The 23,693-nt window shown below is 65.2% G+C and carries 21 protein-coding genes; 13 read left to right on the top strand and 8 right to left on the bottom strand.

Annotated elements, in window-relative coordinates:
* Positions 1-115 precede the first annotated feature (115 nt).
* Genes ACQ6S1_RS07140 through ACQ6S1_RS07155 form a run of 4 tightly spaced genes read left to right on the top strand, consistent with a single transcriptional unit; the run spans position 116 to position 3,649 of the window.
* Positions 116-1,030 (top strand): metal ABC transporter substrate-binding protein, encoded by a 915-nt coding sequence (locus tag ACQ6S1_RS07140; protein ID WP_445040500.1) that lies wholly within the window; start codon positions 116-118, stop codon positions 1,028-1,030.
* Positions 1,027-1,893, top strand: a complete 867-nt coding sequence (locus ACQ6S1_RS07145) for a manganese/iron ABC transporter ATP-binding protein (RefSeq protein WP_445040501.1) — start codon at positions 1,027-1,029, stop codon at positions 1,891-1,893. The genes ACQ6S1_RS07140 and ACQ6S1_RS07145 overlap by 4 nt, the downstream gene beginning before the upstream one ends.
* Positions 1,893-2,771, top strand: a complete 879-nt coding sequence (locus ACQ6S1_RS07150) for a metal ABC transporter permease (protein WP_445040502.1) — start codon at positions 1,893-1,895, stop codon at positions 2,769-2,771. The genes ACQ6S1_RS07145 and ACQ6S1_RS07150 overlap by 1 nt, the downstream gene beginning before the upstream one ends.
* Positions 2,768-3,649 carry a metal ABC transporter permease gene (locus tag ACQ6S1_RS07155; RefSeq protein WP_445040503.1) on the top strand — a complete coding sequence of 294 codons (882 nt, stop codon included), beginning with the start codon at positions 2,768-2,770 and terminating at the stop codon, positions 3,647-3,649. The genes ACQ6S1_RS07150 and ACQ6S1_RS07155 overlap by 4 nt, the downstream gene beginning before the upstream one ends.
* On the opposite strand, the gene ACQ6S1_RS07160 is transcribed toward ACQ6S1_RS07155, so the two are convergent.
* The 8 genes from ACQ6S1_RS07160 to ACQ6S1_RS07195 all read right to left on the bottom strand — a co-directional run bounded on the left by ACQ6S1_RS07160 (position 3,621) and on the right by ACQ6S1_RS07195 (position 12,278).
* Complete coding sequence (locus ACQ6S1_RS07160) at positions 3,621-5,126, bottom strand: amidohydrolase family protein (RefSeq protein WP_445040504.1); 1,506 nt, start codon at positions 5,124-5,126, stop codon at positions 3,621-3,623. The two genes, ACQ6S1_RS07155 and ACQ6S1_RS07160, sit on opposite strands and share 29 nt — an antisense overlap.
* Before the next feature lie 25 nt (positions 5,127-5,151).
* Positions 5,152-6,228: an ABC transporter ATP-binding protein gene (locus ACQ6S1_RS07165; RefSeq protein ID WP_445040505.1), complete on the bottom strand. Its 1,077-nt coding sequence runs from the start codon at positions 6,226-6,228 to the stop codon at positions 5,152-5,154.
* A 7-nt stretch (positions 6,229-6,235) separates the two neighbouring features.
* The gene (locus ACQ6S1_RS07170) at positions 6,236-7,045 is read right to left on the bottom strand and encodes an ABC transporter permease (protein WP_445040506.1); all 810 of its coding nucleotides are present in this window, start codon (positions 7,043-7,045) and stop codon (positions 6,236-6,238) included.
* A complete protein-coding gene (locus ACQ6S1_RS07175) occupies positions 7,042-7,923 on the bottom strand; it encodes an ABC transporter permease (protein ID WP_445040507.1) in 882 nt (293 codons plus the stop codon). Before ACQ6S1_RS07175 ends, ACQ6S1_RS07170 begins: the two co-directional genes overlap by 4 nt.
* Before the next feature lie 49 nt (positions 7,924-7,972).
* The gene (locus ACQ6S1_RS07180; protein WP_445040508.1) at positions 7,973-9,130 is read right to left on the bottom strand and encodes an ABC transporter substrate-binding protein; all 1,158 of its coding nucleotides are present in this window, start codon (positions 9,128-9,130) and stop codon (positions 7,973-7,975) included.
* An 11-nt stretch (positions 9,131-9,141) separates the two neighbouring features.
* On the bottom strand, positions 9,142-9,618 hold the full coding sequence (locus tag ACQ6S1_RS07185) for a nucleoside deaminase (RefSeq protein WP_445040509.1): 477 nt from the start codon (positions 9,616-9,618) through the stop codon (positions 9,142-9,144).
* Positions 9,619-9,916: 298 nt separating this feature from the next.
* Positions 9,917-11,212 carry an amidohydrolase family protein gene (locus ACQ6S1_RS07190; protein WP_445040510.1) on the bottom strand — a complete coding sequence of 432 codons (1,296 nt, stop codon included), beginning with the start codon at positions 11,210-11,212 and terminating at the stop codon, positions 9,917-9,919.
* Positions 11,213-11,306: 94 nt separating this feature from the next.
* The gene (locus ACQ6S1_RS07195; protein WP_445040511.1) at positions 11,307-12,278 is read right to left on the bottom strand and encodes a LysR family transcriptional regulator; all 972 of its coding nucleotides are present in this window, start codon (positions 12,276-12,278) and stop codon (positions 11,307-11,309) included.
* A gap of 305 nt (positions 12,279-12,583) precedes the next feature.
* Between ACQ6S1_RS07195 and ACQ6S1_RS07200 the strand changes: the two genes are divergently transcribed.
* The 9 genes from ACQ6S1_RS07200 (at position 12,584) to ACQ6S1_RS07240 (ending at position 23,675) form a co-directional block, all read left to right on the top strand.
* Positions 12,584-13,780, top strand: coding sequence for an ABC transporter substrate-binding protein (locus tag ACQ6S1_RS07200; protein ID WP_445041231.1), 1,197 nt, complete (start codon positions 12,584-12,586; stop codon positions 13,778-13,780).
* A gap of 103 nt (positions 13,781-13,883) precedes the next feature.
* The gene (locus tag ACQ6S1_RS07205; RefSeq protein ID WP_445040512.1) at positions 13,884-14,759 is read left to right on the top strand and encodes a branched-chain amino acid ABC transporter permease; all 876 of its coding nucleotides are present in this window, start codon (positions 13,884-13,886) and stop codon (positions 14,757-14,759) included.
* Positions 14,756-16,552, top strand: coding sequence for a branched-chain amino acid ABC transporter ATP-binding protein/permease (locus ACQ6S1_RS07210; protein WP_445040513.1), 1,797 nt, complete (start codon positions 14,756-14,758; stop codon positions 16,550-16,552). Before ACQ6S1_RS07205 ends, ACQ6S1_RS07210 begins: the two co-directional genes overlap by 4 nt.
* Positions 16,549-17,286, top strand: coding sequence for an ABC transporter ATP-binding protein (locus ACQ6S1_RS07215; RefSeq protein WP_445040514.1), 738 nt, complete (start codon positions 16,549-16,551; stop codon positions 17,284-17,286). The genes ACQ6S1_RS07210 and ACQ6S1_RS07215 overlap by 4 nt, the downstream gene beginning before the upstream one ends.
* A gap of 42 nt (positions 17,287-17,328) precedes the next feature.
* Positions 17,329-18,030 carry a cyclase family protein gene (locus ACQ6S1_RS07220; RefSeq protein WP_445040515.1) on the top strand — a complete coding sequence of 234 codons (702 nt, stop codon included), beginning with the start codon at positions 17,329-17,331 and terminating at the stop codon, positions 18,028-18,030.
* Between the two features lie 55 nt (positions 18,031-18,085).
* Positions 18,086-19,492, top strand: coding sequence for an amidase family protein (locus ACQ6S1_RS07225; RefSeq protein ID WP_445041232.1), 1,407 nt, complete (start codon positions 18,086-18,088; stop codon positions 19,490-19,492).
* Between the two features lie 109 nt (positions 19,493-19,601).
* A complete protein-coding gene (locus ACQ6S1_RS07230) occupies positions 19,602-20,711 on the top strand; it encodes an ABC transporter ATP-binding protein (RefSeq protein ID WP_445040516.1) in 1,110 nt (369 codons plus the stop codon).
* A 217-nt stretch (positions 20,712-20,928) separates the two neighbouring features.
* Entirely contained in the window at positions 20,929-21,909 is a 981-nt protein-coding gene (locus ACQ6S1_RS07235) for an extracellular solute-binding protein (protein ID WP_445040517.1), read from the top strand.
* Positions 21,910-21,953: 44 nt separating this feature from the next.
* Positions 21,954-23,675 carry an ABC transporter permease gene (locus ACQ6S1_RS07240; protein WP_445040518.1) on the top strand — a complete coding sequence of 574 codons (1,722 nt, stop codon included), beginning with the start codon at positions 21,954-21,956 and terminating at the stop codon, positions 23,673-23,675.
* Positions 23,676-23,693: the final 18 nt, after the last annotated feature.

Here is a 23,693-nt window from a genome sequence, read left to right on the forward strand (position 1 = left end):
CAACCAGCAGATCTCGTGACAAATTGCCTGATGCAATTAATTCGCAAAAGCCGCTTGCTTGATGCGAATAGTTCGCATTAGCATATATGTGATCGAGTTTTGGAGACGAAGACATATGAGAAGCCGCGTTCCGGCGATCCTTGCCCTCACCGCCATCCTGTCCGCAACGAGTCCCTCATGGGCGCAGTCGGCCGACAAGCCGTTCAAAGTGGTGACGACGTTCACCGTCATCGCCGACATGGCGCGAAACGTGGCAGGCGACGCGGCCGAAGTGGTGGCCGTGACCAAGCCCGGCGCCGAGATTCACGGCTATGAGCCCACGCCGCGCGACATCGTGGCCGCTCAGGACGCCGACCTCATTCTGTGGAACGGGCTCAATCTGGAACGCTGGTTCGAGCAATTCCTGGCCAATCTGGGAGAGGTACCGTCCGTCGTTCTGAGCGAGGGCATCACGCCGATCCCGATTTCGGAGGGCAGCTATCGCGGAGCCGCGAACCCCCATGCCTGGATGTCGGCCGAGAGCGCGCTCATCTACATCGACAACATCCGCGACGCGCTGGTGACGCACGATGCCACGAACGCGGAGAGCTATCGGGCGAATGCGGAAGCCTACAAGACCCGGCTGCGCGAGGCGATCGAACCATTGCGCGCACGTTTGGCCGCCATTCCGGAGGATGGTCGCTGGCTCGTCACCTGCGAGGGTGCGTTCAGTTATCTGGCGCGCGATTTCGGCCTGAAGGAGCTGTATCTCTGGCCCATCAACGCCGACCAGACCGGCACGCCCCAGCAGGTGCGCAAGGTCATCGACGGCGTGCGGGAACACAAGGTGCCGGTGGTGTTCTGCGAAAGCACGGTGAACTCGGCCCCCGCCAAACAGGTGGCGCGTGAGACCGGAGCCTCCTTCGGCGGCGTGCTTTATGTGGATTCGCTGAGCGGGCCGGACGGTCCCGTGCCGACCTACATCGACCTGCTGCGGGTGACCTCGCAGACCGTCGTGGACGGTCTGACCGGGGCCGAGGCCGGCAAATGACCGCTGTCGACGGCATCGATGTCCGCGACGTCACCGTTACTTATCGCAACGGGCATACGGCTCTGCGCAATGCCACCTTCTCGGTGCCGCGCGGCACCATCACCGCGCTGGTCGGGGTGAACGGGGCCGGCAAGTCGACCCTTTTCAAGGTCATCATGGGCTTCGTGCCGGCAGCGCGCGGCGAGATCCGGCTGCTCGGCCGCAATGTGCGCGAAGCCTTGCGTGAAAACCTTGTCGCCTACGTGCCGCAGGCCGAGGAGGTGGACTGGACCTTCCCCGTCCTCGTCGAGGACGTGGTGATGATGGGCCGATACGGCCATATGGGCTTTCTGCGCCGCCCCTCCGCTGCCGACCGTGCCGCGGTGGACCAGGCGCTCGCCCGCGTGGGCATGAGCGAATTTCGCGCACGCCAGATCGGCGAGTTGTCCGGAGGGCAGAGAAAGCGCGTCTTCCTGGCCCGTGCGCTGGCGCAGGACGGCCACATCATCCTGCTCGACGAACCCTTCACCGGTGTCGACGTGAAGACCGAGGACCAGATCGTGGCTCTTCTGCGCGAATTGCGCGACGAGGGCCGCGTGATGCTGGTCTCCACCCACAATCTGGGCTCGGTGCCGGAATTCTGCGACCGCACGGTACTGGTCAAAGGCACGATCCTCGCCTCTGGCCCGACCGAGGACGTCTTCACCCACGAAAATCTGGAGCGGGCGTTCGGCGGCGTGCTTCGCCACTTCACCCTGCCCGGCCACACCCTGCATGACGACGACGACCCGCGCGGGGTAAGCATCATCACCGACGACGAACGCCCCTATGTGCATTACGGCGACCGTGTGCAACGCGCCGGCACCAGCGGCGAGGCACCGTAATGGTCGATCTGCTGCTCCAGCCGTTCGGCTATTCCTACATGATGAACGCGATGTGGGTAAGCGCGCTGGTCGGCGGCGTCTGTGCCTTCCTGTCCGCCTATCTGATACTGAAGGGCTGGTCGCTGATCGGCGATGCGCTGAGCCATTCCGTGGTGCCGGGTGTTGCTGCGGCCTACATGCTGGGCCTGCCTTTCGCGCTGGGCGCCTTCATCTCCGGCGGGCTGGCGGCGGGTGCCATGCTGTTCCTCTCCGACCGGTCGGGGCTGAAGGTGGATGTCGTGATCGGCATCATCTTCACCTCCTTCTTCGGGCTCGGGCTGTTCATGACCTCGATCAGCCCCGTGCCGATCAGCATCCAGACCATTACCTTCGGCAACATCCTGGCCATCACGCCCGAGGACACGCTGCAGCTCGTCATCATCGGACTGGTGTGCCTCGTGGTGTTGTCCGCCAAATGGAAGGATCTGATGGTCGTGTTCTTCGACGAAAACCACGCCCGTTCCATCGGCCTGCGCCCGAACCTTCTGAAGGCCGTTTTCTTCGCGCTGCTGTCGGCGGCCGTCGTCGCGGCCATGCAGACGGTGGGCGCATTCCTCGTCATCGCCATGGTGGTGACGCCGGGCGCCACCGCCTATCTGCTGTGCGACCGTTTTCCGCGCCTCATCCTCGTCTCGATCGCCATCGGCACCCTGACCAGCTTCGTCGGCGCCTATGGCAGCTATTTCATCGATGGCGCGACCGGCGGCATCATCGTCACGCTGCAGACGCTGATCTTCCTCACGGCCTTCGTGTTCGCGCCCAAGCACGGAATGCTGGCGACGCGAAGGCTCGCCGCCCGCGCACTTGCGCACGACGAAGCGGGGGAGGCATTGCGATGAGCCTCGACGCCGCTCTGCTGCCGTTCAGCTTCCCCTTCATGCAGAACGCCTTTCTGATCTGCCTGCTGGTGGCCGTGCCGACCGCGCTGCTGTCGTGCTTTCTCGTGCTGAAAGGCTGGGCCCTGATGGGCGACGCCGTCAGCCATGCGGTTCTGCCGGGAGTGGTGCTGGCCTGGATCACGGGCATCCCGCTGATCATCGGAGCCTTCGCGGCCGGCATGGTCTGCTCCATCGCCACCGGCTATCTGGCCGACAACAGCCGGGTCAAGCAGGACACCGTAATGGGCGTGGTGTTCTCCGGCATGTTCGGGCTCGGCATCGTGCTCTACACGTCCATCACCACGAACGAGCATCTCGACCATGTCCTGTTCGGCAACATGCTGGGCATCAGGCCGGGAGATCTCATGACGTCAGGCGCGATTGCGCTGGTCGCCGCGAGCGTGCTGCTGCTCAAATGGAAGGACTTCCTGCTTTTCGTGTTCGACCCGGCGCAGGCGCAGGCGTCCGGCCTGCGCACCGCGTGGCTTCATTACGGGCTTCTCGCTTTGCTCTCGCTGACCATCGTCGGCACCCTCACCTCCGTCGGCCTCATCCTGTCCGTGGCCCTGCTGGTGAGCCCGGGCGCGATCGCCTTCCTGCTGGTGCGCTCGTTCGGCAAGATGCTCGTCGTGGCCGTTCTGGCGTGCACGCTGTCGATGCTGGCGGGCACCTATGCCAGCTTCTTCCTCGACAGCGGCCCCGCGCCGACCATCGTCCTCGTGCTGACGGCGCTCTTCCTCGTAGCCCTGGTGCGGCGGCTGAGGTTGACGGCGAGATCGACCTCCGGGCTCGATCTCGCGGGTCCGGCGCCTAGCCCAGATCGGACGCCCAGCGCGTGAAGCCGAGATCGGTCGCATAACAGCGCTGAATGGCCTTGGTGAAGGCCGGCTCGAACACGGCATTCGCGGCCTCCACGCCACGATGATATTCGAGGAATTCCGGCATCGCGGCGCGCAATTCGGCCAGCAGCGCTTTCTCGTCCACCCGGGTGAGCCGGCCGTCCTCCACCACGATCTCGCCGTTGACGATCACCTTCTCGATCGACGACCCGTTCTCGCAATAGACAAGATGGTTGCGGATGTCGTTGAGCGGCGAGAAGCTCGCCGTTTCCATGTCGAGAATGAGAAGGTCGGCCTTCTTGCCGGCTTCCAGCGAACCGATCTGGTCCTGAAGCAGCGCGGTTCGCGCCCCGCCGAGCGTGCAGGCATGCAGCACTTCGGACGCCGTGAGCCAGCGCGACCAGTCCGGATTGTTGACGTTGTGCATCAGCCCGGCCGTGTGCATCACGTCGAACATGCGAGGCGTGTCGTTGGTGGAGATGCCGTCGGAACCCAGGCCGACATGGACGCCCGCTTGAAGCAGCTTGCGGACGGGCGCGGTGCCGGCGCCAAGCTTCTGGTTGGAGATGGCGTTGTGCGCCACCGACACGCCGGCCCGGCCCATGAGTTCGATGTCGGCGTCCGTGACCCAGATGGAATGCGCGATCGTCGTCCACGGGTTCAAAAGGCCGAGATCGTTCATGTAGGCCATCAGCGTCTTGCCGTAGAATTCCGGCCCGGTCACGCCCTGCACCTTGGTCTCGACGATGTGGGTGTGGAAAGGCACGCCCCATTCCTTCGCCAGATCGTTCGCGGCCAGCATCAGTTCCGGCGTGCAGCGCTGCGGCGCGGAGGGCGCCAGCATGAAGCGGATGCGGCCCGAACGGCCATGGAAGCGGCCGTGGGCATCCTTCACAAAGCCGAGGTAATCGTTGACGCCGACCTTCGGCAGCCGGCCCACTTCCTCCTGAAGCTCCTGCGAGACGTATTCCCGCGCGAAGGGGATCGTGTCGAGGAAGTTCCGGTCCACCACATGGGCGGAAACGGTGGCGCGGATGCCGGCATCGTCATAGGCATCCACCGCCGCGCCCAGCAGATGCATCTCCTGCCGCGGGCTCTCGTAGAGATCGTCGGTGATGCAGGTCACGCCGGTCTTCAGCGATTCCATGGCCACCAGCATGCTGCGCAGATAGACGAGCCGGGGCGGCAGCGCCTTCGCCGCAAGGATGGGGTAGGCGTAGAGCATCCACACCTCGAGAGGCATGTTGTCGTAGCGTCCCTTGAACAGGGCCTCATTGGTGTGGAGATGCGAATTCATGAGGCCGGGCATGACCAGCTTGCCCGTGCCGTCGATGACTTCGGCGCCCTCTGGCACCTCGAGGTTGGAGCCCACCTGCGCGATCAGGTCTCCCTTGATGTGGACGTCGCCCGTGAAGGGCTCGAAGCCGTGCGTGCCGCCGACCGCAAGGATCGTCGCGCCCTTGATGAACATGTCCATGTCTACCCTCAATCGTTCGCAGTGTTCAGGAGTTCAGGAAATAGCCGTCGGCCGCGGCCCAGCGCGCGAACACGCGGTCGCCGGGCGCAAGCGACAGGGCTTCGAGATCGCGCAGCCCCGTCTGTGCGCGCAGTTCCACACCGCCCGCCTCCAGGAAGACGGTCACGCTGGAGCCGGGGAAATCGAGCGTCAGCACGTCGGCCGCGATCTCGTTGACGAGCCCGGTCTCCCGGGCGGAAATGGCGATGTTGTCGGCGGAGACCACGAGCAGCGCCTCCTGCCCGGGCTCCATGTCCGGCTGGGGTGCCGCCGAAAGCGCGCCGAGCGGGCTTGAAAACACCCATCCCTCCACGCCCGAGCCGATTATGGTGCCGGGGATGAGGTTGTTGCCGCCGATGAACTCGGCCACGAAGCGGTTGCCGGCGCGGCGGTAGATGTCACGCGGGGCGCCCACCTGCTGCACCCTGCCCTCATTCATGATGACCACACGGTCGGCCATGGCGAAGGCCTCCGAATGGCTGTGGGTGACGCAGACGAAGGTGATGCCGAGCTCGCGGTGCAGGCGCACCAGCTCGGCCTGCATCTTCACCTTCAGATGCGGATCGAGCGCGCTCAAGGGCTCGTCCAGCAGCAGGATTTCAGGCTCCGTTGCGAGTGCGCGCGCAAGGGCCACGCGTTGGCGCTGGCCGCCCGACAATTGCGCGGGCGAACGATCGGCGAAGGCCGCGATGCCCATGCGCTCCATCCATTCCCGCGCCTTGGCCGCGCGCGGGCCAGCCGGTACGCCGCGCTGCTTCAGGCCGAACTCCACGTTCTTCTGCACCGACAGAAACGGGAAAAGCGCATAGCTCTGCCAGACGAGCGGCGTATCGCGCTCCCAGGGCGGGTCGTCGTTGAGGCGACGGCCCCACATCCGGATCTCGCCCGTGCTGGGCTGGTCGAGACCTGCGATCATCCGGAGCGTCGTGGTCTTGCCGCAGCCGGATGGGCCCATGAGCGCGATGAACTCGCCCTTTTGGATCGACAGGGTCACGTCGGCCACCGCGACCTGCTGGTCGTAATGCTTGGCCACGCCGTCGATCTCGATCATGGTCACAGCCATCGCCGTCTCACTTCCGCTTGCGGGACGCCAGGCTGCGCCCGGCAAGGATCTGCGCCAGCACGACGAGCACGACGCTGACGCCGAACACGAGGGAGCCGACGGCGTTGATGCGCGGGCTCACCTGGCCCTGCAGCATGGCCAGCACCCGCACCGGCAGGGTTTCCTGCAGGCCGGAGACGAACCACGCGATCATGTATTCGTCGAACGACACCGACGCGGTGATGAACAATGCGGCGAGGATGGACGGCGCGGTGAAGGGCAGGATGACCTCGCGCAGTGTCCTCCAGGGGCCGCCGCCGAGGTTCCAGGCGGCCGGTTCGAGATCGCGGTCGAGATCGTTCAACCGCATCCGGATCAGCGCCATCGCGAAGGGCGCGCAGATCACCACATGGCCGGCGATGATGCCGAACAGGGTGCCGGACAGGCCGATGCGTCCCTCGAAGGTCAGCATGGCCACGCCGAGAATGACGGGCGGGACCGTCGGCGGCAGCGAGGCCAGGGCCATGTAGGCAGCCTTGCCGAAGAACCGGAAACGGTAGTCCACATAGGCCGCCGTGAAGCCGATGAACGTGGCCAGCACGGCCGAACCGCCCGCCACGATCAGGCTGTTGCCGAGGCTGCGCCGCATCGTCGGATCGCTCAGCACCGCCTCGTACCATTGCAGACTGAAACCGCCCCAGGGCAGGCTGGGGAAGCGGTCGGCGCTGAATGAAAACACGATGGTCGACAGGATTGGCGCGAAGACGAAGGCGAAGACGAGAGCCGTCCAGCCGTAGAGGAAGACGCCGCGCAGCACGCGGCCGAACGTGCCGTTCATGCCTTACGCCCCCCATAGGCGATCCGCAGAAGCACGCCGAGGACAAGTGTCAGCGTCACGATCATGCTGACGGCGACCACGGAGGCGCGCGGCCAGTGGTTACCGGACTTCACCTGATCGGCGATGAGGATGCTGAGCGTCGGCGGCTTCGATCCGCCGAGGAATTGCGGGCTGATGTAATCGCCGAAGCAGAGCACGAAGGCCAGGGCCGCCGCCAGCACCAGACCGACGCGGGCCGAGGGGATGATGATCGTGAAGACGGTGCGCAGCCGTCCGCAGCGCAGATTGTGCGCTGCCTCCACCAGCCGAATGTCGATCGACGAGAGAGCGAAGGTCTGCAGCAGCACGACGAGCGGCAGGGTCAGCGTCAGGAAACCGATCAGCGTGCCGGTCGTCGTGTTCAGCACCTGCACGGGACTGAGGCCCAGAGGCGCGATCAGATAATTGATGATGCCTTGCGGGCTGAAGAACACCTGCATCGAATAGATGCGCACCGGCAGGCTGGTGAAGAACGGCACCACCAGCATGAACACCATGAGCCGGCGCACATGCGGCTTCAGCCGGAACGCCATGGTGTAGGCCGCGGGAAAGGCGATGATGCTGGCCAAGGCCGCCGCGAGCAGCGAGAGCCACAGCGTGTAGATGAAGGCGTTCTGGAAGAACCCTGCCTTCAGGATCGCGGTCCAATTGGCCAGCGTGAAATCGGGCTGGAGGCGGAAGCTCTTCACCGTCCAGAAGGTCATGGCCACGAGAAAGCCGAGAGGCACCACGAAGAACAGCGCCTGCCACAGCGGGCTGGGCAGCCCCAGCGCGACGGCGAAGCGCAGCCGCGTGGCGCGGGCGCGCGGGCGTGAAGTGACAGGCGGAGAAGGGCTCATGATGGCGGCTCAGGAGGCTGGCGCGCAGCCGGGGCCGCGCGCCGGGCGCTCACATGCTCTTGAATTCGGACCAGATGTCGTTCCAGGCCTCGATGTCCTGCTGGACCGGGGTCTGGCGGATGAAAATCTTGCCGTCCTTGTATTCGTCCATGACGTTGCGGGCGTCGAAGGTGTGCCGCAGCTTCTTGGCGTCCTCCGGAGCCTCCGTGTTCATCAGGTCCCAGCCCTTTTTGTTGGGAATGGAGGCCCAATACGACGGCAGGCGGGCGGAGCGGATCTGCCCCTCCGGCGACGCCGCGTATTGGATGAACGCCTTGGCGAGGTCCTTTTTCGGCGAACTCTTCACGACGGACATGGATTCCGTCCATTGAATGCCGCCCTCGTCGGGCACGGAGGCCGCGACCGGCACCCCCTCCTTCTGGAGCAGCAGTACAACCCAATCTCCGACGCCGGGGATGACGCCCGCGCTACCATTGGTCAAAGCCGCGAACTGGTCGGCCATGCTGTAGAAGCCGCTGGTCTGCGGCTTCAGCGAGAACAGGGTCTCCTTCAGCTTGTCGAGAGCGGCATCGTCGATGTCGAAGGGCGGCTTGTTGCCGTCGTAGAGGCTGAGGCAGCCCATGCTCGGCAGGTACCAGTCGAAGAAGCCGACCTTGCCCTTGGCCTTCGGGCTCCACATCGCCTTGTAGGACTTCACGTCCTCCTCGGTCAGCACGTCGGTACGGTAGGCCATGCCGAGATAGCCGAAACGGATCATCACGGAATAGAGCTTGTCGTCGGCCCAATGCAGCGGGAATTTCTGGAATTCCGGCCAGTAATCGGCAAGCGGATAATCGGCGGGGTCCATCTCGTCGATGAAATCGCCCTCACGCAGCATGCCGATATATTCGGCATCGGCCAGCACCACGTCGAACGAGCCGGGCGGAGACTGGTTCATCAGGGCCAGCATGGGCTCGCCGCCGACATATTCCTTGGCTATGACCTTGACGCCGTATTGGTCCTCGAACGGCTTCACGAAGGCGGGGTCGGAATGGCCGGGCCACGACAGCAGGTTCAGCACCTTGTCCTGCGCATAGGCCTCGCCCTGCGCGGACACCCCGAGCGCGGCGGCGCCGGCCAAGGCGCCTGTCCCTTGAAGAAACTGGCGGCGCGTGGGCCTCAAAAGGCCGCGGGGATCCGTGATTTTGAAGTTCGGCACGATCGGCACTCCTGGGCTGGTTATTGAGGAATCCGGTAGCTTGGCAGCGTGGTCCATTCGTCGATGACGGCCCGCGCCTCCTGCGGCAGCACGCGCTCGGCCGTGATCGGGCGGCGCAACAGATCGGCACGCACGGTGTCGCGCAGCGGCCGCAGGTCGAAGCCGATCTCGTCGGCATCTTGCAGCGTGTTGGCGTAGTACATGCGGCTGACGCGCGCCCACCACATCGCGGCGACGCAGAGCTCGCACGGCTCGCAGGTGGTGTAGATATCGCAGCCGCTGAGATCCCAGGTCCCGAGGCGGCGGCAGGCGTCGCGGATGGCCTCCACCTCGCCATGGGAGGTGGGATCGCTGTTGTTGACGACGTTGTTGACGCCCTCGCCCACGATCGCGCCGTCCTTGACGACGACAGCGGCGAAGGGCGCCGAGCCATGGCTCAGCATCTGCTCGCGGCTCAGCGCAATCGCACGGCGCATGAAGTCTTCGGGCGTTGGCAAGGATCGCTCCTTCGATCTGGCCCAACAGAATGCGAAATCCTGCCCCGGCCCTCCATGAAGCGAGATTAGGTTCGCGATCCGCCCTTAAGAAAAGACGATTTTTCGATGCCTGCTATAAGAAAAAGAGATAGCTTGTGATTTAAGCAATTCTCTCGTTTTATTGACGAATGCTTTGCCATGGGCCGCCTTCGAAAACGCCATCTTGATGAAAGCGAAGGCAGCAATCTTTTTCTGAGGACAGGGTTCAATCATAGCTTCGCCGCGGGCAAATCGGTCGCAGCACGGCTGGATTCGCCCCTCAGGCCGGCAGCGTGGGCGCGTACAGCCAGGGTTTCACGAGGTCCGGCCGCCCGTCGAGCTCGAGGCTCGTGGCACGCGATGCCGATCGGGCAATGACGCGCCCGCGCCGCACCACCGCCAGCCGCGCCGGCCGCAGGCGGATCGCCTCGATTGGATCGCGTGCTTCCAGCAGGACGAGGTCGGCATTGCAGCCCGGCTTGACGCCATAGCCCTCCAGCCCGAACACCTTGGCCGCATTGACGGTTACGGCGTCGAAGCTCGCCCGCATGGCCGCGAGGCTGGTCATGTGGCCGACATGGACGGCCATGCTCGCCACGTCCAGCATGTCGGCATTGCCCAGCGAGTACCACGGGTCGAGCACGGAATCCTGCCCGTAGGCGACATTGATGCCGAGCGCCATCAGCTCCGGCACGCGCATCATGCCCCGCCTCTTCGGGTAGGTGTCGTGGCGGCCTTGCAGCACGATGTTGGCGATGGGATTGGGGATGCAATGTATGCCGGCTTCCGCGATCAGCGGCAGCAGCTTCGACACGTAGTAATTGTCCATGGAATGCATGGAGGTGAGGTGCGAGCCCGCCACCCGCCCCTGCAGGCCGAGCCGCTGGGTCTCATAGGCCAGAGTCTCGATGTGGCGCGACATGGGATCGTCCGTTTCGTCGCAATGCAGGTCGACCGGCAGGCCGCGTGCGGCAGCGATCTCGCACAATGCCGTCACGGAGCGGCGGCCGTCTTCCATGGTGCGTTCGAAATGCGGGATGCCGCCGACGACGTCCACGCCCATATCGAGCGCCCGCGCCAGATTGCCGGCGATCTCCGGCGTGCGGAAATAACCTTCCTGCGGGAAGGCCACGAGCTGGAGATCGAGATAGGGCTTCACCCGCTCGCGCACCTCGATCAAGGCTTCCACGCCGATCAGGTGAGACGCCGTCACGTCGACATGGGTGCGAATGGCGAGCAGCCCCTGCGCCACCGCGAGATCGCAATAGCGCATGGCACGTTCGACCACGTCCTCATGGGTCAGGTTGGGCCGCTTCTCGCTCCACAACTGGATGCCCTCCAGCAGCGTCCCGGACCGGTTGAGGCGCGGATTGCCGAGCGAAAGCGTGGCGTCCATGTGGAAATGGATGTCGACGAAAGGCGGGCTGACCAGCTTGCCCTCGGCATGGATCTCGGAACCGGCCTCCGCCTGAATGCCGGGCTCCACCGCAATGATCTTGCCGCCACGACAGGCGATGTCGAAGCCGGACCGGCCATCCGGCAGATTGGCGTCGCGGACGATGAGATCGAAGATCATTGCGGCTCTCGCATGCGGGTTCGGAAGGAAAATGGGAGGCAAGCCGGGCCTGCATGAAATGTGCCGCCGGCTGGACGGCCCAAGACGGGCTTGTTCAGTTCCCCGCCCGTTCTGCTTTGTCGCCATCCATCGCGTCCCGGGGGATGGAGCGTGCTTTCCACACGCCGCGCGCGACGAGATCGCTGATGACATCGGCCATGACCTGAGCGACCCCGCCGCTGCCACGGCTGTTCATCGTGCGCTCCGACACCACGACCGACAGCCGCCAGGACGGCACCGGGTCCACGATGCGCATCGGGATCATCTCGCCGCGCTTGATCTCGGCCAGAAAGGCAAAATGCGGCATCACCGCCGCGAAATGCCCCTCGCGAACCAGTTCGGCAATAGCCGGAAGGCTCTCGCAATCATAGATCCGCGCCGAGATGTCGTAGCGGGCGAGCAATTGATCGATGACCACGCGCGCCACATTGGGACGGCCGGGCGCGATGATCGGGACCGGCAAGGTGAAGATGTCGCGCAGCGCCATCGCCCCGCTCTCGGGCGCCTGCATGCCAGGCGGCAGGAACAGCATGAGATCCTCGACCATCATCTCCGTCCAGGCGACGTGCTCGAAGGCCTTGTGATCGTAGAGCAGCGCCACATCCAGCCGGCCGCTCTGAATCCACTCGTCGAGCGCGCCGGTCATCGCCTCGATGATGTGCAACTTGATGTCCGGCAGGCGCCGGGCGATGGCCTCATACAAGGGCAGGGACAGGTTGCGGCAGGCCGAGGTGGGCAATCCGACACGGATCTCGCCGCTCGGGTTCAGGGCCGTGGTGCGCACCACCTCCCGGGCGCGTTCCGTCTCGGTGACGATACGCTGGGCGTGCTCATAGAGCCGCAGTCCGACCTCCGTGGGTGTGACGCCGCGTGAATGCCGCACCAGAAGCTCCACGCCGAGCTCAAGCTCGAGATTCTTGATCTGCTGGCTGAGCGAGGGCTGCGCCACGCGCAGGATCTCCGCCGCGCGGGAAAAATTGCCGCTCTCGGCCACCTGCATGAAATAGCGGAGCTGTCGGATATCCAAGGTTACGCCAAAGCCTCCCTGCTCAAATGATGGTCAACCATGCGGTCAAAAAATACTCATTTTCCATTCGATCCTATAGTCATAGAGGCCGTATTATGTAGATAATATAGCTACTTAAGGGACATATCCTGTATTTTGGATGCCACCAAATCGGGCACATAGGAAAAATCTATACCGACATCGTTAAATAATATTGGCGCTTCGCCGCGTTCCGCAACGAACATGATCCTCAGTGGATGAACCACATGACCTCCGATATCTTTGGGGATGTCCGGGGTGAGAGCAATATCCTGGGGATGATGCCGATGTATTCTTCTCGATTCACGACACGTGCGGCTGCGTATCTGCTTCCCTTGCTTGCGATATCCGCCCTGCCCGCGTCCGCCGAGCAGAATCCGTGCATCGGCAATTCGGTGGGTGTCACCGGTCCCGCCGCCTTCGGTGGTCAGGCCGCGAAGATGGGCGCGGAAATCGCCGTGGAGGAGATCAACGCGGCCGGCGGCGTCCTCGGAAAGCAATTGCGCTTCGTGCAATACGACGATGCCGGCGCGCCCCCGCGCGGGGTGGACAACACCCGCCGCATTGCGCTGGCCGACAAATGCATCGCCATCCTCGGCGGCTACCATTCGACCGTTGCGGTGGCGCAGGCCGAACCCGTCAACAAGATCGGCATTCCCTATATCGGGATCATGGCCGCCAACACGAAGGCCATCGAGAACGGCGCCGAGACGAACTACATGTTCCGTGTCTCCGCCAAGGACAAATGGGTGGCGCGCTTCCTCGTCGAAAAGGCAATGAAGGCCTCGAAGACCGGCAAGATCGCCCTGCTCTACGAAAACACCGGCTGGGGCAATGGCGCGGTGCCCGACGTCAAGGCCGCCATGGAAGGCGCGGGCAAGGAGCTGGTCGCGCTCGAAACCTTCAACTGGAACGACCAGGACATGAGCCCGCAGGTCATGCGCGCACGCGACGCCGGCGCCGACGTGGTGCTGTTCTGGGCGCTCGACCGCGAGGGCAACCAGATCCTGCGGTCGATGGACAAGGTCGGCTACAAGCCGACGATCATCGGTGCGTGGGGCATCGCCGGCAATCTCGGCGAGCTGGCGGGCCCGCTGGCAAATGGCGTGCAGGTCATCCAGACCTACACCTTCATGGGCGACATGGATCCCAAGAAAAAGGCGCTGTGGGACAAGATCTCGGCCAAGTACAAGCTGACGGATCCTTCCCAAATCAAGATGGGCTCGGGCGTCGCCAATTCCTATGACGCCGTCTACATCCTCAAGGCCGCCATCGAGAAGGCCGGCGCCTTCGACTGGGCCAAGGTGCGCGAGGCGCTCTACGACGTGAACTATACGGGCCTCGTCGCCGATTATCAGCCGGCCTTCGACAAGAACGATCCCGAGCGGCACGACGCCATCCTGCCCAAGGATTACAAGCTGACGGTCTGGCAGGACGGCAAGCTGCTGCCGATCGAGCAGACCTCCTACGGCAAGACCGAGTGAAGGAGCGGGCGCGGCCCGCACATCCTTCCACACGGCGCACGCCCCCGCAGGCGTGCGCATCCGGCCCCGGCGCGCACCGCGCGCCCAGCCCGCGAGCATCGGCATGAGCACCTTTGTCCAATACACCCTGTCCGGGCTGGCGATCGGGGGCATCTATGCCCTCGTCGCTCTCGGCTTCCACATCATGTGGAGCGCCGCCCGCGCGGTGAATTTCGCCCATGGCGACACCTTGATGATCGGTGCGGTCCTCGCCGTCATGGGCGTGGATGCCGGCCTGCCGCTGTGGCTGGCGTGCCTGCTCTCGGTTCTCGCGGGAGGCCTGTTCGGCGCGCTGCTCGAACGCTTTGCCGTGCGCCCCTTCACCGGCGCCAACGCCTCGATGGGGTGGATGCTGACCACGATCGCCGTGGGCATCATGATCGAGAGCCTGGCCACCATGCAGTTCGGCGGCTTTTCGCGCGCTCTGCCGTCACCGGGCGTCGAAAAGGCCGTGCAGGTCCTGGGCGCCGGTGTTTATCCGCAAGAATTGCTGATCCCGCTCGTCGCGCTGGCCGCCATGCTGGCTCTGCGCCTCATGCAGAAACACACCCTCATCGGCCGCGCCATGCAGGCCGTCGCCCATGACCGGCGCGCGGCGTCCCTGATGGGCATCGACGTCAACCGGGTGGTCGCCATCTCCTTCGCACTCGCCGCATTTCTGGGCGCGGCGGCCGGCGTGCTGGTCGCACCGGTCGTGCAGGCCTCGGCCACGATGGGCGTGCTGCTCGGCCTCAAAGGGTTCGCGGTCGCCATCATCGGCGGCATCGTCAGCGCGCCGGGCGTCGTCGTCGCCGGCCTCGCTTATGGCGTGGGCGAGAAATTCATCGAGGGCTACATCTCCACCGCCGCGCGCGAGATCATCGGCTTCAGCGTCATGATCCTCGTTCTGCTCGTGTTCCCGCAGGGCCTGTTCGGCAAGCGCGAGGTGGCCAAGGTATGAGCCGCCACCTCACCTCCCTTGGCTTCGTCCTCCTCGCGCTCGTCCTCGTCGCGGTGCCGCTGGCGTCCGACAACGAATACGAACTGCGCCTGTTCATGCTGTTCCTGATCTACGGCATCATCGCCGTGGGCCTGAACGTCCTCGTCGGCCTCACGGGTCTGATCTCGCTCGGCCAGGCCGGCCTGTTCGCGCTCGGCGCCTATACCGGCGGCATCCTGGCGACGCGGCTCGGCTTCGATCTCATCACCGCCAGCATCGGCGCGGCCATCGTGTCCGGATTGTTCGGAATCGCGTTGGCCTATCCCAGCGTGCGGGTGCGCGGCGTCTATCTCGCCGTGGTCACCATCGCCTTCGGCATCATCATCGAGAACGTCGCCATCGAATGGCAGTCGCTGACGGGCGGCACCACCGGCCTGACCTCGATCCCCATGCCGAACCTGCTGGGCGTCGAACTCTCCGGCTACGCCTTCTATGGCGTCCTCGCCGTCACGCTGTTTCTCGCCACGCTGCTGACGCACAACCTCAAGGTCTCGCGCTACGGACGGGCGATGCTCGCGGTCTCCCAGAGCGAGACGGCGGCGCGGGCCCTGGGCATCAACGCCACCATGATGCGCACGCTCGCCTTCGTCGTGGCCTCAGTCACGGCGGGCGTGGCCGGCACGTTCTACTCCTTCCTCAATTCGTACATCTCGCCGGACATCTTCACCTTCTCGGACAGCGTGCGCTTCCTGCTGATGGTGATCCTGGGCGGCGCGGGCTCCACCTTCGGCGCGGTCATCGGCGCCTACATCCTCACCTACCTTCCCGAATACCTTCAGCAATTCCAGCTCTGGCAGAAATTCGCCTATGGCGCGCTGCTGCTGCTCGTCATGTTCGCCCTGCCGCGCGGCATCGTCGGCACCATCGCGGCGGCGGTGAAGCGCCTGCGCCCGGCCCCGCGTGCCGTCGCGGCCAGCGAAGGCATTCCCGCCGCCGAGAGCCTGCGGCCGGACGGGCACGCGCCGACGTCCGAGCTCGTGGCGCGCGATCTCACCGTGCGGTTCGGCGGCCTCACCGCTTTGTCCAAGGCATCATTGCGGGTAAAGGGCGGCGAGGTGCATGCCCTGATCGGCCCGAACGGGGCCGGCAAGTCCACCTTCGTCAACACCATTTCCGGCTTCTACCAGCCGGCGGAAGGAAGCTGCGAGCTGGACGGTGTGCAGCTCACCGGCCGCCGCTCGCACGAGATCGCCCGCATCGGCCTCGCCCGCACCTTCCAGAACACCGAGCTGTTCGGCGAGATGACGGTGCTGGAAAACGTCATGGTCGGGCATCAGCAGCGTCTCGGCTACAGCATCGTTCCCGCTCTGCTGCGCACACCGCGCTTCCGTCGCGAGGAAGAGCTGTCGCGCCGCACGGCGATCGGCCTTCTCGCCTTCGTCGGCCTCGAGGATTACGCCAATGAGGCCGCGCGCTTCCTGCCCTTCGGCCTGCAGCGGCGGCTGGAAATCGCCCGCGCCCTGGCCTCGAAGCCGAGCCTTCTTCTGCTGGACGAGCCGGCCGCCGGCCTGACCACGCAGGAGATCGACGATCTGGAGGCCATGATCCGCCGCATCGCCGGGCTCGGCATCTCCGTCCTCCTGATCGAGCATCACGTCGAGCTCATCATGGCGGTGGCCGACAATGTGACGGTGCTGGATTACGGCCAGGTCATCGCCTCCGACACACCCGCCATCGTTCAGGAGGACCCGCGCGTCATCGAGGCCTATTTCGGCACGCCCCACACCGGCCATTCCCTGGAGGCCACAGCATGAGCGAGGCGCTTCTCGACATCCGCAGCCTCGAACTGCGCTACGGCGCGGCAATGGCGGTCCGCGACATTTCGCTGAAGGTGCATCCTGGGCAGCTCGTCGCCGTCATCGGCAATAACGGTGCCGGAAAATCGTCCATGGTGCGCGGCGCCACCGGGCTGGTGCGCCCGTCCGGCGGGCAGGTGCTGTTCCGGGGCGAGGACACCACCCGCCTCTCCGCCGACAAGAAGGCCGCGCGCGGCCTGGTGATGGTGCCCGAGGGGCGGCTTCTGTTTCCCGCCCAGACGGTCGAGGACAATCTCATCCTCGGCGCCTATGTCCATGGCGGCCTCAAGTCCCCGCGCGCCAAGGCCAGCCTGGAGCGCGTGCTGGAGCTGTTTCCCCGCCTGCGCGAGCGGCTTCACCAGCAGGCCGGCTCGATGTCCGGCGGCGAGCAACAGATGCTGGCCATCGCGCGCGGCCTGATGGCGGAGCCCGAGCTCCTCATCATCGATGAGCTGTCGCTTGGCCTCGCGCCGAAGATCGTCGACCAGCTCATCGGCGTGCTGGCCGATCTGAACCGCTCCGGCCTCACGATCCTGCTCGTCGAGCAATTGGCCTCTTACGCCCTCGCCATCGCGCACACCGCCTACGTGGTCGCCAATGGGCGCATTTCGTACCATGGCCCGAGCGCCGAGCTGGCGCGTGATCCGGAGGTCATGGAGGCCTTTCTCGGCCGCAAGAAGAGCGCGGCCTGAACGGGCCACGCCGCACGATTCTCATCCAGCAAGGAGCAAGTCATGGCCCAGACAGTGATCGATCTCAGCCTGTTGATCGAAGACAACATGCCCGCGCACAAGCTGTTTCAGCGCCCGGTCATCACCACCCATATGAGCCATGAGAGCTCGAAGTCGCACAATCTCGGCGTGCCGGGCGACGCCATGACCTTCCAGACCAATTTCATCGCCATGCTCGATCATGTCGGCACGCATGTGGACGCGTTCCGCCACGTCAATCCCGAGGGCGCACCCGTCGACGAAATGCCGCTGGAAATGTTCATGGGCAAGGCGGTGTGCTTCGATCTGCGCCACATCCCCGACCTCGGCGACATCGGCGTCGCCGAGATGGAGGAGGCCGAGAAGAAGGCCGGCGTGACGGTCGACGGCCACATCGTTCTGCTGTGCACCGGCTTCCACGAGCGTAATTACCCGGGGCTGGATTCGGTCTGGAAGAACCCGCAGCTGACCGCCGAAGCCACACAATGGCTCCACGATCGCGGCTCGAAGATGCACGGCGTCGAAGGTCCCTCCACCGACCGCCCCTCGGACAACATCTTCGCCCAGCATCGCCTGTGCCGCAAACTCGGCATCAGCCATTGGGAATGGCTGGTGAATCTCGAATCCCTGATCGGCAAGGGCGAGTTCCAGTTCTTCGGCGCCCCGCTGAAGTTCAAGGGCGGCTCCGGCTCGCCGGTCCGCGCCTTCGCCATCGTGCAGGACTGAACCATTCGGTGCGCGCCCCAAAGGTGCGCACCGCCCTTCTGCGCGGGAGCGGATGATGTCGGCCGAATACGATTACATGAGTGCGCACGAGATGCGCCGGCGTGTCGCGGCGAAAGAGATCTCGCCGGTCGAGCTGACACGGCGCGCGCTCGACAAGGCCGCCGCCACGCAGGGTAGCCTCAATTGCTTCTTCCTGCTGATGCCGGAGGAGGCGCTGGCCACGGCCCGGGTCGCGGAAGAGGCCGTGATGCGCGGCGCCCCGCTCGGCCTGCTGCACGGCCTGCCCTTCTCCGCGAAGGATTTGATGGCGGTGGGCGGCGTGCGCTACGCCTCCGGCTCCCGCACAATGGCCGACAACATCGCGGCGGCCGACGCCCCGGCGGTGGAGCGCGCCAAAGCGGCCGGCGCCATCCTCATCGGCAAGACCACGACCAGCGAATTCGGCTGTAAGCCCGTCGGCGACAGCCCCCTCACGGGCATCACGCGCCACCCGTGGAACCTCGACAAGACGCCGGGCGGATCGAGCGCCGGCGCGGCCGCCTCCGTCGCGGCCGGCATCACGCCGTTCGCGCTGGGCACCGATGGCGGCGGCTCCATCCGCATCCCGGCGGCTTTCACCGGGCTTGCCGGCATTAAGGCCCATTTCGGGCGCGTGCCCGTCTGGCCGACCTCCGCGACACCGACGCTGGCGCATGTCGGGCCCCTCGCCCGCTCGGTGGACGACGCCGCGCTTGTTCTCTCCGCCATCGCGGGGCCGGACAATCGCGACCCGTTCGGCGTCGCCGGCCCGGTACCGGACGTGCTGGGCGCGGCCAAGGCGTCTGTCGCCGGCCTGCGCATCGCCTACTCGCCCACGCTGGGCTATGCGCGTCCCGACGCCGAGGTCGTCGAGATCACCCGCCGCGCCGCCAAGACGTTCGAGGATCTCGGCTGCCGTGTAGAGGAGATCGACACAATCTTCGACGCCGACCCGGCACCGCTCTGGACCGCCGAATTCTACGCGGGCGTCGGCATTCGCCTGCGCGACTTCATCGAGAACAAACGCGATCTGCTCGATCCCGCCGTGGCCGACGTGCTGGAACCGGCCCTCGCCCAGGAAATGCGGGCCTATTACACCAACGTGTTCGAGCGCTACGCCCTGCGCGAGAAGATGCGGCTGTTCTTCGAGCGTTTCGACGTCCTGCTGTCGCCCGTATTGCCGGTAACGTCATTGGACGCCGGCGTGAACATTCCCGCGCATCTTGCCGACCGCAATCTGGTGTCCTGGGTCTACTACACCTATCCCTTCAACCTCACGGGTCAGCCTGCGGCGAGCGTATGCGCGGGCATCGCGCGCGACGGCATGCCGGTCGGCCTCCAGATCGTCGGCGGCGCCTACCGGGAAGACGTGGTGATCCGGGCGGCGGCCGCCTACGAGCGCACGCAACCCGCAGGCTTCAACATCCGCCGCTACGACGCCTGACGGCAACGCCGCGACCGCCCCTGCGGCCTGTTAGATCGCGAAAGCGCCTTGTATAAGGGCGGACCGACCACGCGCCGTTCCGGCTATCAAGGCTGCGCCGATTTCAACGATGAGCATCGATCCGACCGAACCGCAGGCGGCACGCGCCACGAAGGGCGGGATTGCCGAGCCCGCAATCGAGGCGGATCGCACCTATCTTCGCATCGAACATCTCGTCCGCCGCTTCGGCACCGTCGCGGCTGTGGATGACGTCTCGCTCGACGTGGCGCGCGGAGAGATCATCTGCCTGGTCGGCCATTCCGGCTGCGGGAAATCGTCCCTGCTGCGCCTGATCGCCGGCGTGGAACGGCCGGATGGGGGCCGCATCCTTCTCGACGGCGAGGAAATCGCCGGCACCGCCCGTTATGTCGAACCGGAAGACCGGCGCATCGGCTTCATGTTCCAGGATTACGCGCTGTTTCCGCATATGTGCGTCACGGACAACATCCTGTTCGGGCTGACACGGCTGGGAAAGACGCAGGCACGCGCCCGCGCGGCAGAGGTGGTCGATCTGCTGGGCATCGGGCATCTCTCCGCGCGTTTTCCCCATATGCTGTCGGGCGGCGAGCAGCAGCGCGTGGCGCTGGCCCGCGCTCTCGCGCCCCAGCCCCGCATCCTGCTGATGGACGAGCCCTTCTCCAATCTGGACCGCGGGCTGCGCGAGGAATTGCGCACGGGCACGCTGGCCGTTCTGCGCGAGTTCGGCACGACCGTGCTCATGGTCACTCACGATCCGGAGGAGGCGCTGTCCTGCGGAGACCGGGTGTTCCTGATGCGCGCCGGCAAGATCGTGCAGGCGGGGTCCGGGCGCGATCTGTACGAAACCCCGCAGAGCGTCTACGCCGCCGATTTCTTCTGCACGTTCAACAAACTGCCGGGCACCTGCCGCGATGGCGGCGTGGACACCCCGCTCGGCCGCTTCGCCGCACCGGGACGCACGGAAGGGGAAAAGGTCGAGGTCTGTATTCGCCCGCACGATCTTCGCATCGGCGGCTCGAACGATACCGGCGTCTCCTGCACCGTGCTCGATTGCACCCTGAGGGGCGAGATCGAGGAAGTGCGATTGCTCGTGCCGGGCGTGCCCTCGGCGCTAAGGGTGCGGTCGACCACGCGAAGCCGTCTCAAGAACGGTGACAGCGCCTCGGTTCAGCTTGCTTCGGTAGAAGTACTGGTATTTTGACAGCAAAGGCTCGTCGTAGCCTCTGAAATCAAAGTAAAGGATAATTATAATAATTCCAAGGTAAAGCTTTGGACAGCAGGCCGCATTTACTGGCCCGCCGAATTGTGGTTCCTCCCTTATCCTCATACGAGCCGCATCTTTCGCCGGCTCGATCATCGGGGAGGATGATTCATTGATCTCGTCAGCTTCGGCGCGATGCGCCCTGTTCGGAACCGCCATGTTCGTTCTTGGCAGCACGGGCGCCATGGCCGCGGAACTGAACCTCTACACGACGCGCGAACCCGGCTTGATGAAGCCCCTGATCGACGGTTTCACCAAGTCGAGCGGCGTCAAGATCAACACCATCTTCCTGAAGGACGGCCTGGCCGAGCGGGTCGCCGCCGAAGGCGCCCGTTCGCCGGCCGATGTGATGATGGAGGTGGATTCCGGCAAGCTCGTCCAGCTCGTCGAGCAGGGCCTCACGCAACCCGTCCAGTCGGAGATCCTGGCCTCCGCGATCCCCGCAAACCTGCGCGATCCCGACGGCAATTGGTTCGCGATGTCGCTGCGCGCCCGCGCCCTCTACGTTCAGCGCGATCTCGACATTTCCAACTTCACCTACGAGCATCTGGCCGATCCGGAATGGAAGGGCAAGGTCTGCATCCGCTCGGGTCAGCATCCCTATAACGTGGCCCTGACCGCCTCCTACATCGCCCATCACGGCGAAGAAGCCGCCGAGACCTGGCTCAAGGGCGTCAAGGCCAATCTGGCCCGCAAGGCCGGCGGCGGCGATCGCGACGTGGCGCGCGACATCCTGGGCGGCCTGTGCGACATCGGCATCGCTAATTCCTATTATGTCGGTCTGATGCGCAGCGGCCGTGGCGGCCCCGAACAGCAGAAATGGGCCGAGGCCATCAAGATGGTGCTGCCCACCTTCAAGGACGGCGGAACGCAGGTGAACATCAGCGGCGCGGCCGTGGCGAAGAACGCGCCCAACAAGGCGGATGCCGTGAAGTTCCTGGAATATCTCGTCTCCGACGAGGCGCAGAAGATCTACGCCGAGGCCAATTACGAGTATCCGGTGAACTCGAAGGCGGCCGTCGATCCCCTCATCGCGGAATATGGCACGCTGAAGGCCGACGATCTCGACCTCGCCAAGACCGCGGCCTTCCGCAAGACGGCCAGCGAGCTCGCTGAAAAGGTCGGTTTCGACAATTGATACAGGGATGAGGAGGCGCCAAGGCGCCGCCTCTCTATCTTCTGATGACCATAGCCCTTCAGGATCACAGCGTCGGACAAATATCCGCGCGCGGTTTCCGCCAGGACCGCGCCTGGCTTGCCGTATCGATAGCGATCGCGGCTCTGGTCTGCCTGCCCATCCTGTCGCTCATCCTCATCGCGGCGCAGGGCAGCAATGGCCTGTGGAGCCATATCGCGGCCAATGTGCTGCCCCAGGCGGCGCGCGACACGCTGATCCTTCTGGTGGGTGTGGGAATGGTCGTCTGCACCATCGGCACGGGCGCGGCATGGCTCGTCACGGCCTATGAATTTCCCGGCCGCCGCATCCTGCAATGGGCGCTGCTGCTGCCACTGTCGGTGCCGACCTACATCATCGCCTATGCCTATCTCGACATCCTGCATCCCGTCGGGATCGTCCAGAGCACGCTGCGCGACCTCCTCGGCTATGCCAGCCCGCGCGATTTCCGCCTGCCGGACATCCGCTCCATGGCCGGCTGCATCCTGCTGCTCGGGCTCGTTCTCTATCCCTATGTCTATCTGACCACGCGGGCCATGTTCCTGACGCAGGCCGCGAACCTCATCGAGGTGTCGCGCACGCTCGGCACGCGGCGCGGCGCGGTGTTCCGCCGGGTGGCGATCCCGCTCGCCCGCCCCGCCATCGTGGTGGGCATAAGCCTCGCCCTCATGGAGGCGCTGAACGATATCGGCGCATCCGAATTCCTCGGTGTCCGCACCCTCACCGTCTCGGTCTATTCGACCTGGGTCAGCCGCTCGGACCTGCCGGGCGCGGCGCAGATTTCTCTGGTCATGCTCCTGATCATCGTCGCGCTTCTGGGGCTGGAACGCTGGGCGCGGCGTGAACAGCGCTTCGCCGCGACCGCGCAGAGGCCGCTGCCCATGCTACCCGTGCGGCTGACGGGGCTCCGGGCGGCAGGCGCTTTCCTGTTCTGCGCCCTTCCGGTGGCGCTCGGCTTCGTCGCGCCCGCGACCTATCTCGTCCACCAGGCCTATGTCCGCTTCAGCTTCGCCGGCATCTCAGAGGCCATGATCCGCCAGATCGGCAACACAATCGCGGTCTCGGCCATCGCCACCTTCATCGTGTTGGCGTGCGGCCTGGCCGTCGCCTATTCGGCACGGCTCGGCAAGAGCCGCGCCAACGCTCTTGCCGCCCGTGCCTCCACTCTGGGCTATGCGGTGCCGGGTACCGTGCTCGCCATCGGTCTGCTCGCACCCGTCGGGCTCGCCGACCGCCTCATCGCCGATGCCGCCGAAAACCTCCTCGGCCTTACCACCGGCCTTCTCATTCTCGGAGGCGGCGGCGCGCTCATCATGGGCTATGCGTCGCGCTTCATGGCCATCGCGACGGGCGGCGTGGAGGCGGGCTTCACGCGGATTTCATTCTCGCTGGATCACGCCGCCCGCACGCTCGGCCACACGCCAACGGGGGCGTTCCGCCGCATCCACCTGCCGCTGTCACGAACTGCGATCGCCGCGACGGGGCTGCTCGTCTTCGTGGATTGCATGAAGGAACTGCCCGCGACGCTGCTGCTGCGACCGCTGAACTTCGACACCTTGGCCACCTATCTCTACGGCGAGGCGGCGCGCGGCACTTATGAAGAAGGCTCCATCGCGGCGCTTCTCATCGTGCTGATCGGCATCCTGCCCGTCGTGCTGCTGTCGCGCGTGGGGAACCCCATCAATCGCCGCGCGTCTCCCGCGGGAAACGTCACCTCCGAAGAGGCATGACGGCTGAGCGTCCGGGCA

The sequence above is a fragment of the Terrihabitans aquatilis genome, assembly GCF_052542005.1.

Bases quoted from the DNA above. Each gene is read 5' to 3' on its own strand.
- ACQ6S1_RS07200 (WP_445041231.1), top strand. From the start codon at position 12,584: ATGTATTCTTCTCGATTCACGACACGTGCGGCTGCGTATCTGCTTCCC.
- ACQ6S1_RS07170 (WP_445040506.1), bottom strand. From the start codon at position 7,045: ATGAACGGCACGTTCGGCCGCGTGCTGCGCGGCGTCTTCCTCTACGGC.
- ACQ6S1_RS07225 (WP_445041232.1), top strand. From the start codon at position 18,086: ATGTCGGCCGAATACGATTACATGAGTGCGCACGAGATGCGCCGGCGT.
- ACQ6S1_RS07190 (WP_445040510.1), bottom strand. From the start codon at position 11,212: ATGATCTTCGATCTCATCGTCCGCGACGCCAATCTGCCGGATGGCCGG.
- ACQ6S1_RS07220 (WP_445040515.1), top strand. From the start codon at position 17,329: ATGGCCCAGACAGTGATCGATCTCAGCCTGTTGATCGAAGACAACATG.
- ACQ6S1_RS07175 (WP_445040507.1), bottom strand. From the start codon at position 7,923: ATGAGCCCTTCTCCGCCTGTCACTTCACGCCCGCGCGCCCGCGCCACG.
- ACQ6S1_RS07150 (WP_445040502.1), top strand. From the start codon at position 1,893: ATGGTCGATCTGCTGCTCCAGCCGTTCGGCTATTCCTACATGATGAAC.
- ACQ6S1_RS07145 (WP_445040501.1), top strand. From the start codon at position 1,027: ATGACCGCTGTCGACGGCATCGATGTCCGCGACGTCACCGTTACTTAT.
- ACQ6S1_RS07235 (WP_445040517.1), top strand. From the start codon at position 20,929: ATGTTCGTTCTTGGCAGCACGGGCGCCATGGCCGCGGAACTGAACCTC.
- ACQ6S1_RS07140 (WP_445040500.1), top strand. From the start codon at position 116: ATGAGAAGCCGCGTTCCGGCGATCCTTGCCCTCACCGCCATCCTGTCC.
- ACQ6S1_RS07165 (WP_445040505.1), bottom strand. From the start codon at position 6,228: ATGGCTGTGACCATGATCGAGATCGACGGCGTGGCCAAGCATTACGAC.
- ACQ6S1_RS07210 (WP_445040513.1), top strand. From the start codon at position 14,756: ATGAGCCGCCACCTCACCTCCCTTGGCTTCGTCCTCCTCGCGCTCGTC.
- ACQ6S1_RS07230 (WP_445040516.1), top strand. From the start codon at position 19,602: ATGAGCATCGATCCGACCGAACCGCAGGCGGCACGCGCCACGAAGGGC.
- ACQ6S1_RS07215 (WP_445040514.1), top strand. From the start codon at position 16,549: ATGAGCGAGGCGCTTCTCGACATCCGCAGCCTCGAACTGCGCTACGGC.
- ACQ6S1_RS07205 (WP_445040512.1), top strand. From the start codon at position 13,884: ATGAGCACCTTTGTCCAATACACCCTGTCCGGGCTGGCGATCGGGGGC.
- ACQ6S1_RS07160 (WP_445040504.1), bottom strand. From the start codon at position 5,126: ATGGACATGTTCATCAAGGGCGCGACGATCCTTGCGGTCGGCGGCACG.
- ACQ6S1_RS07155 (WP_445040503.1), top strand. From the start codon at position 2,768: ATGAGCCTCGACGCCGCTCTGCTGCCGTTCAGCTTCCCCTTCATGCAG.
- ACQ6S1_RS07240 (WP_445040518.1), top strand. From the start codon at position 21,954: ATGACCATAGCCCTTCAGGATCACAGCGTCGGACAAATATCCGCGCGC.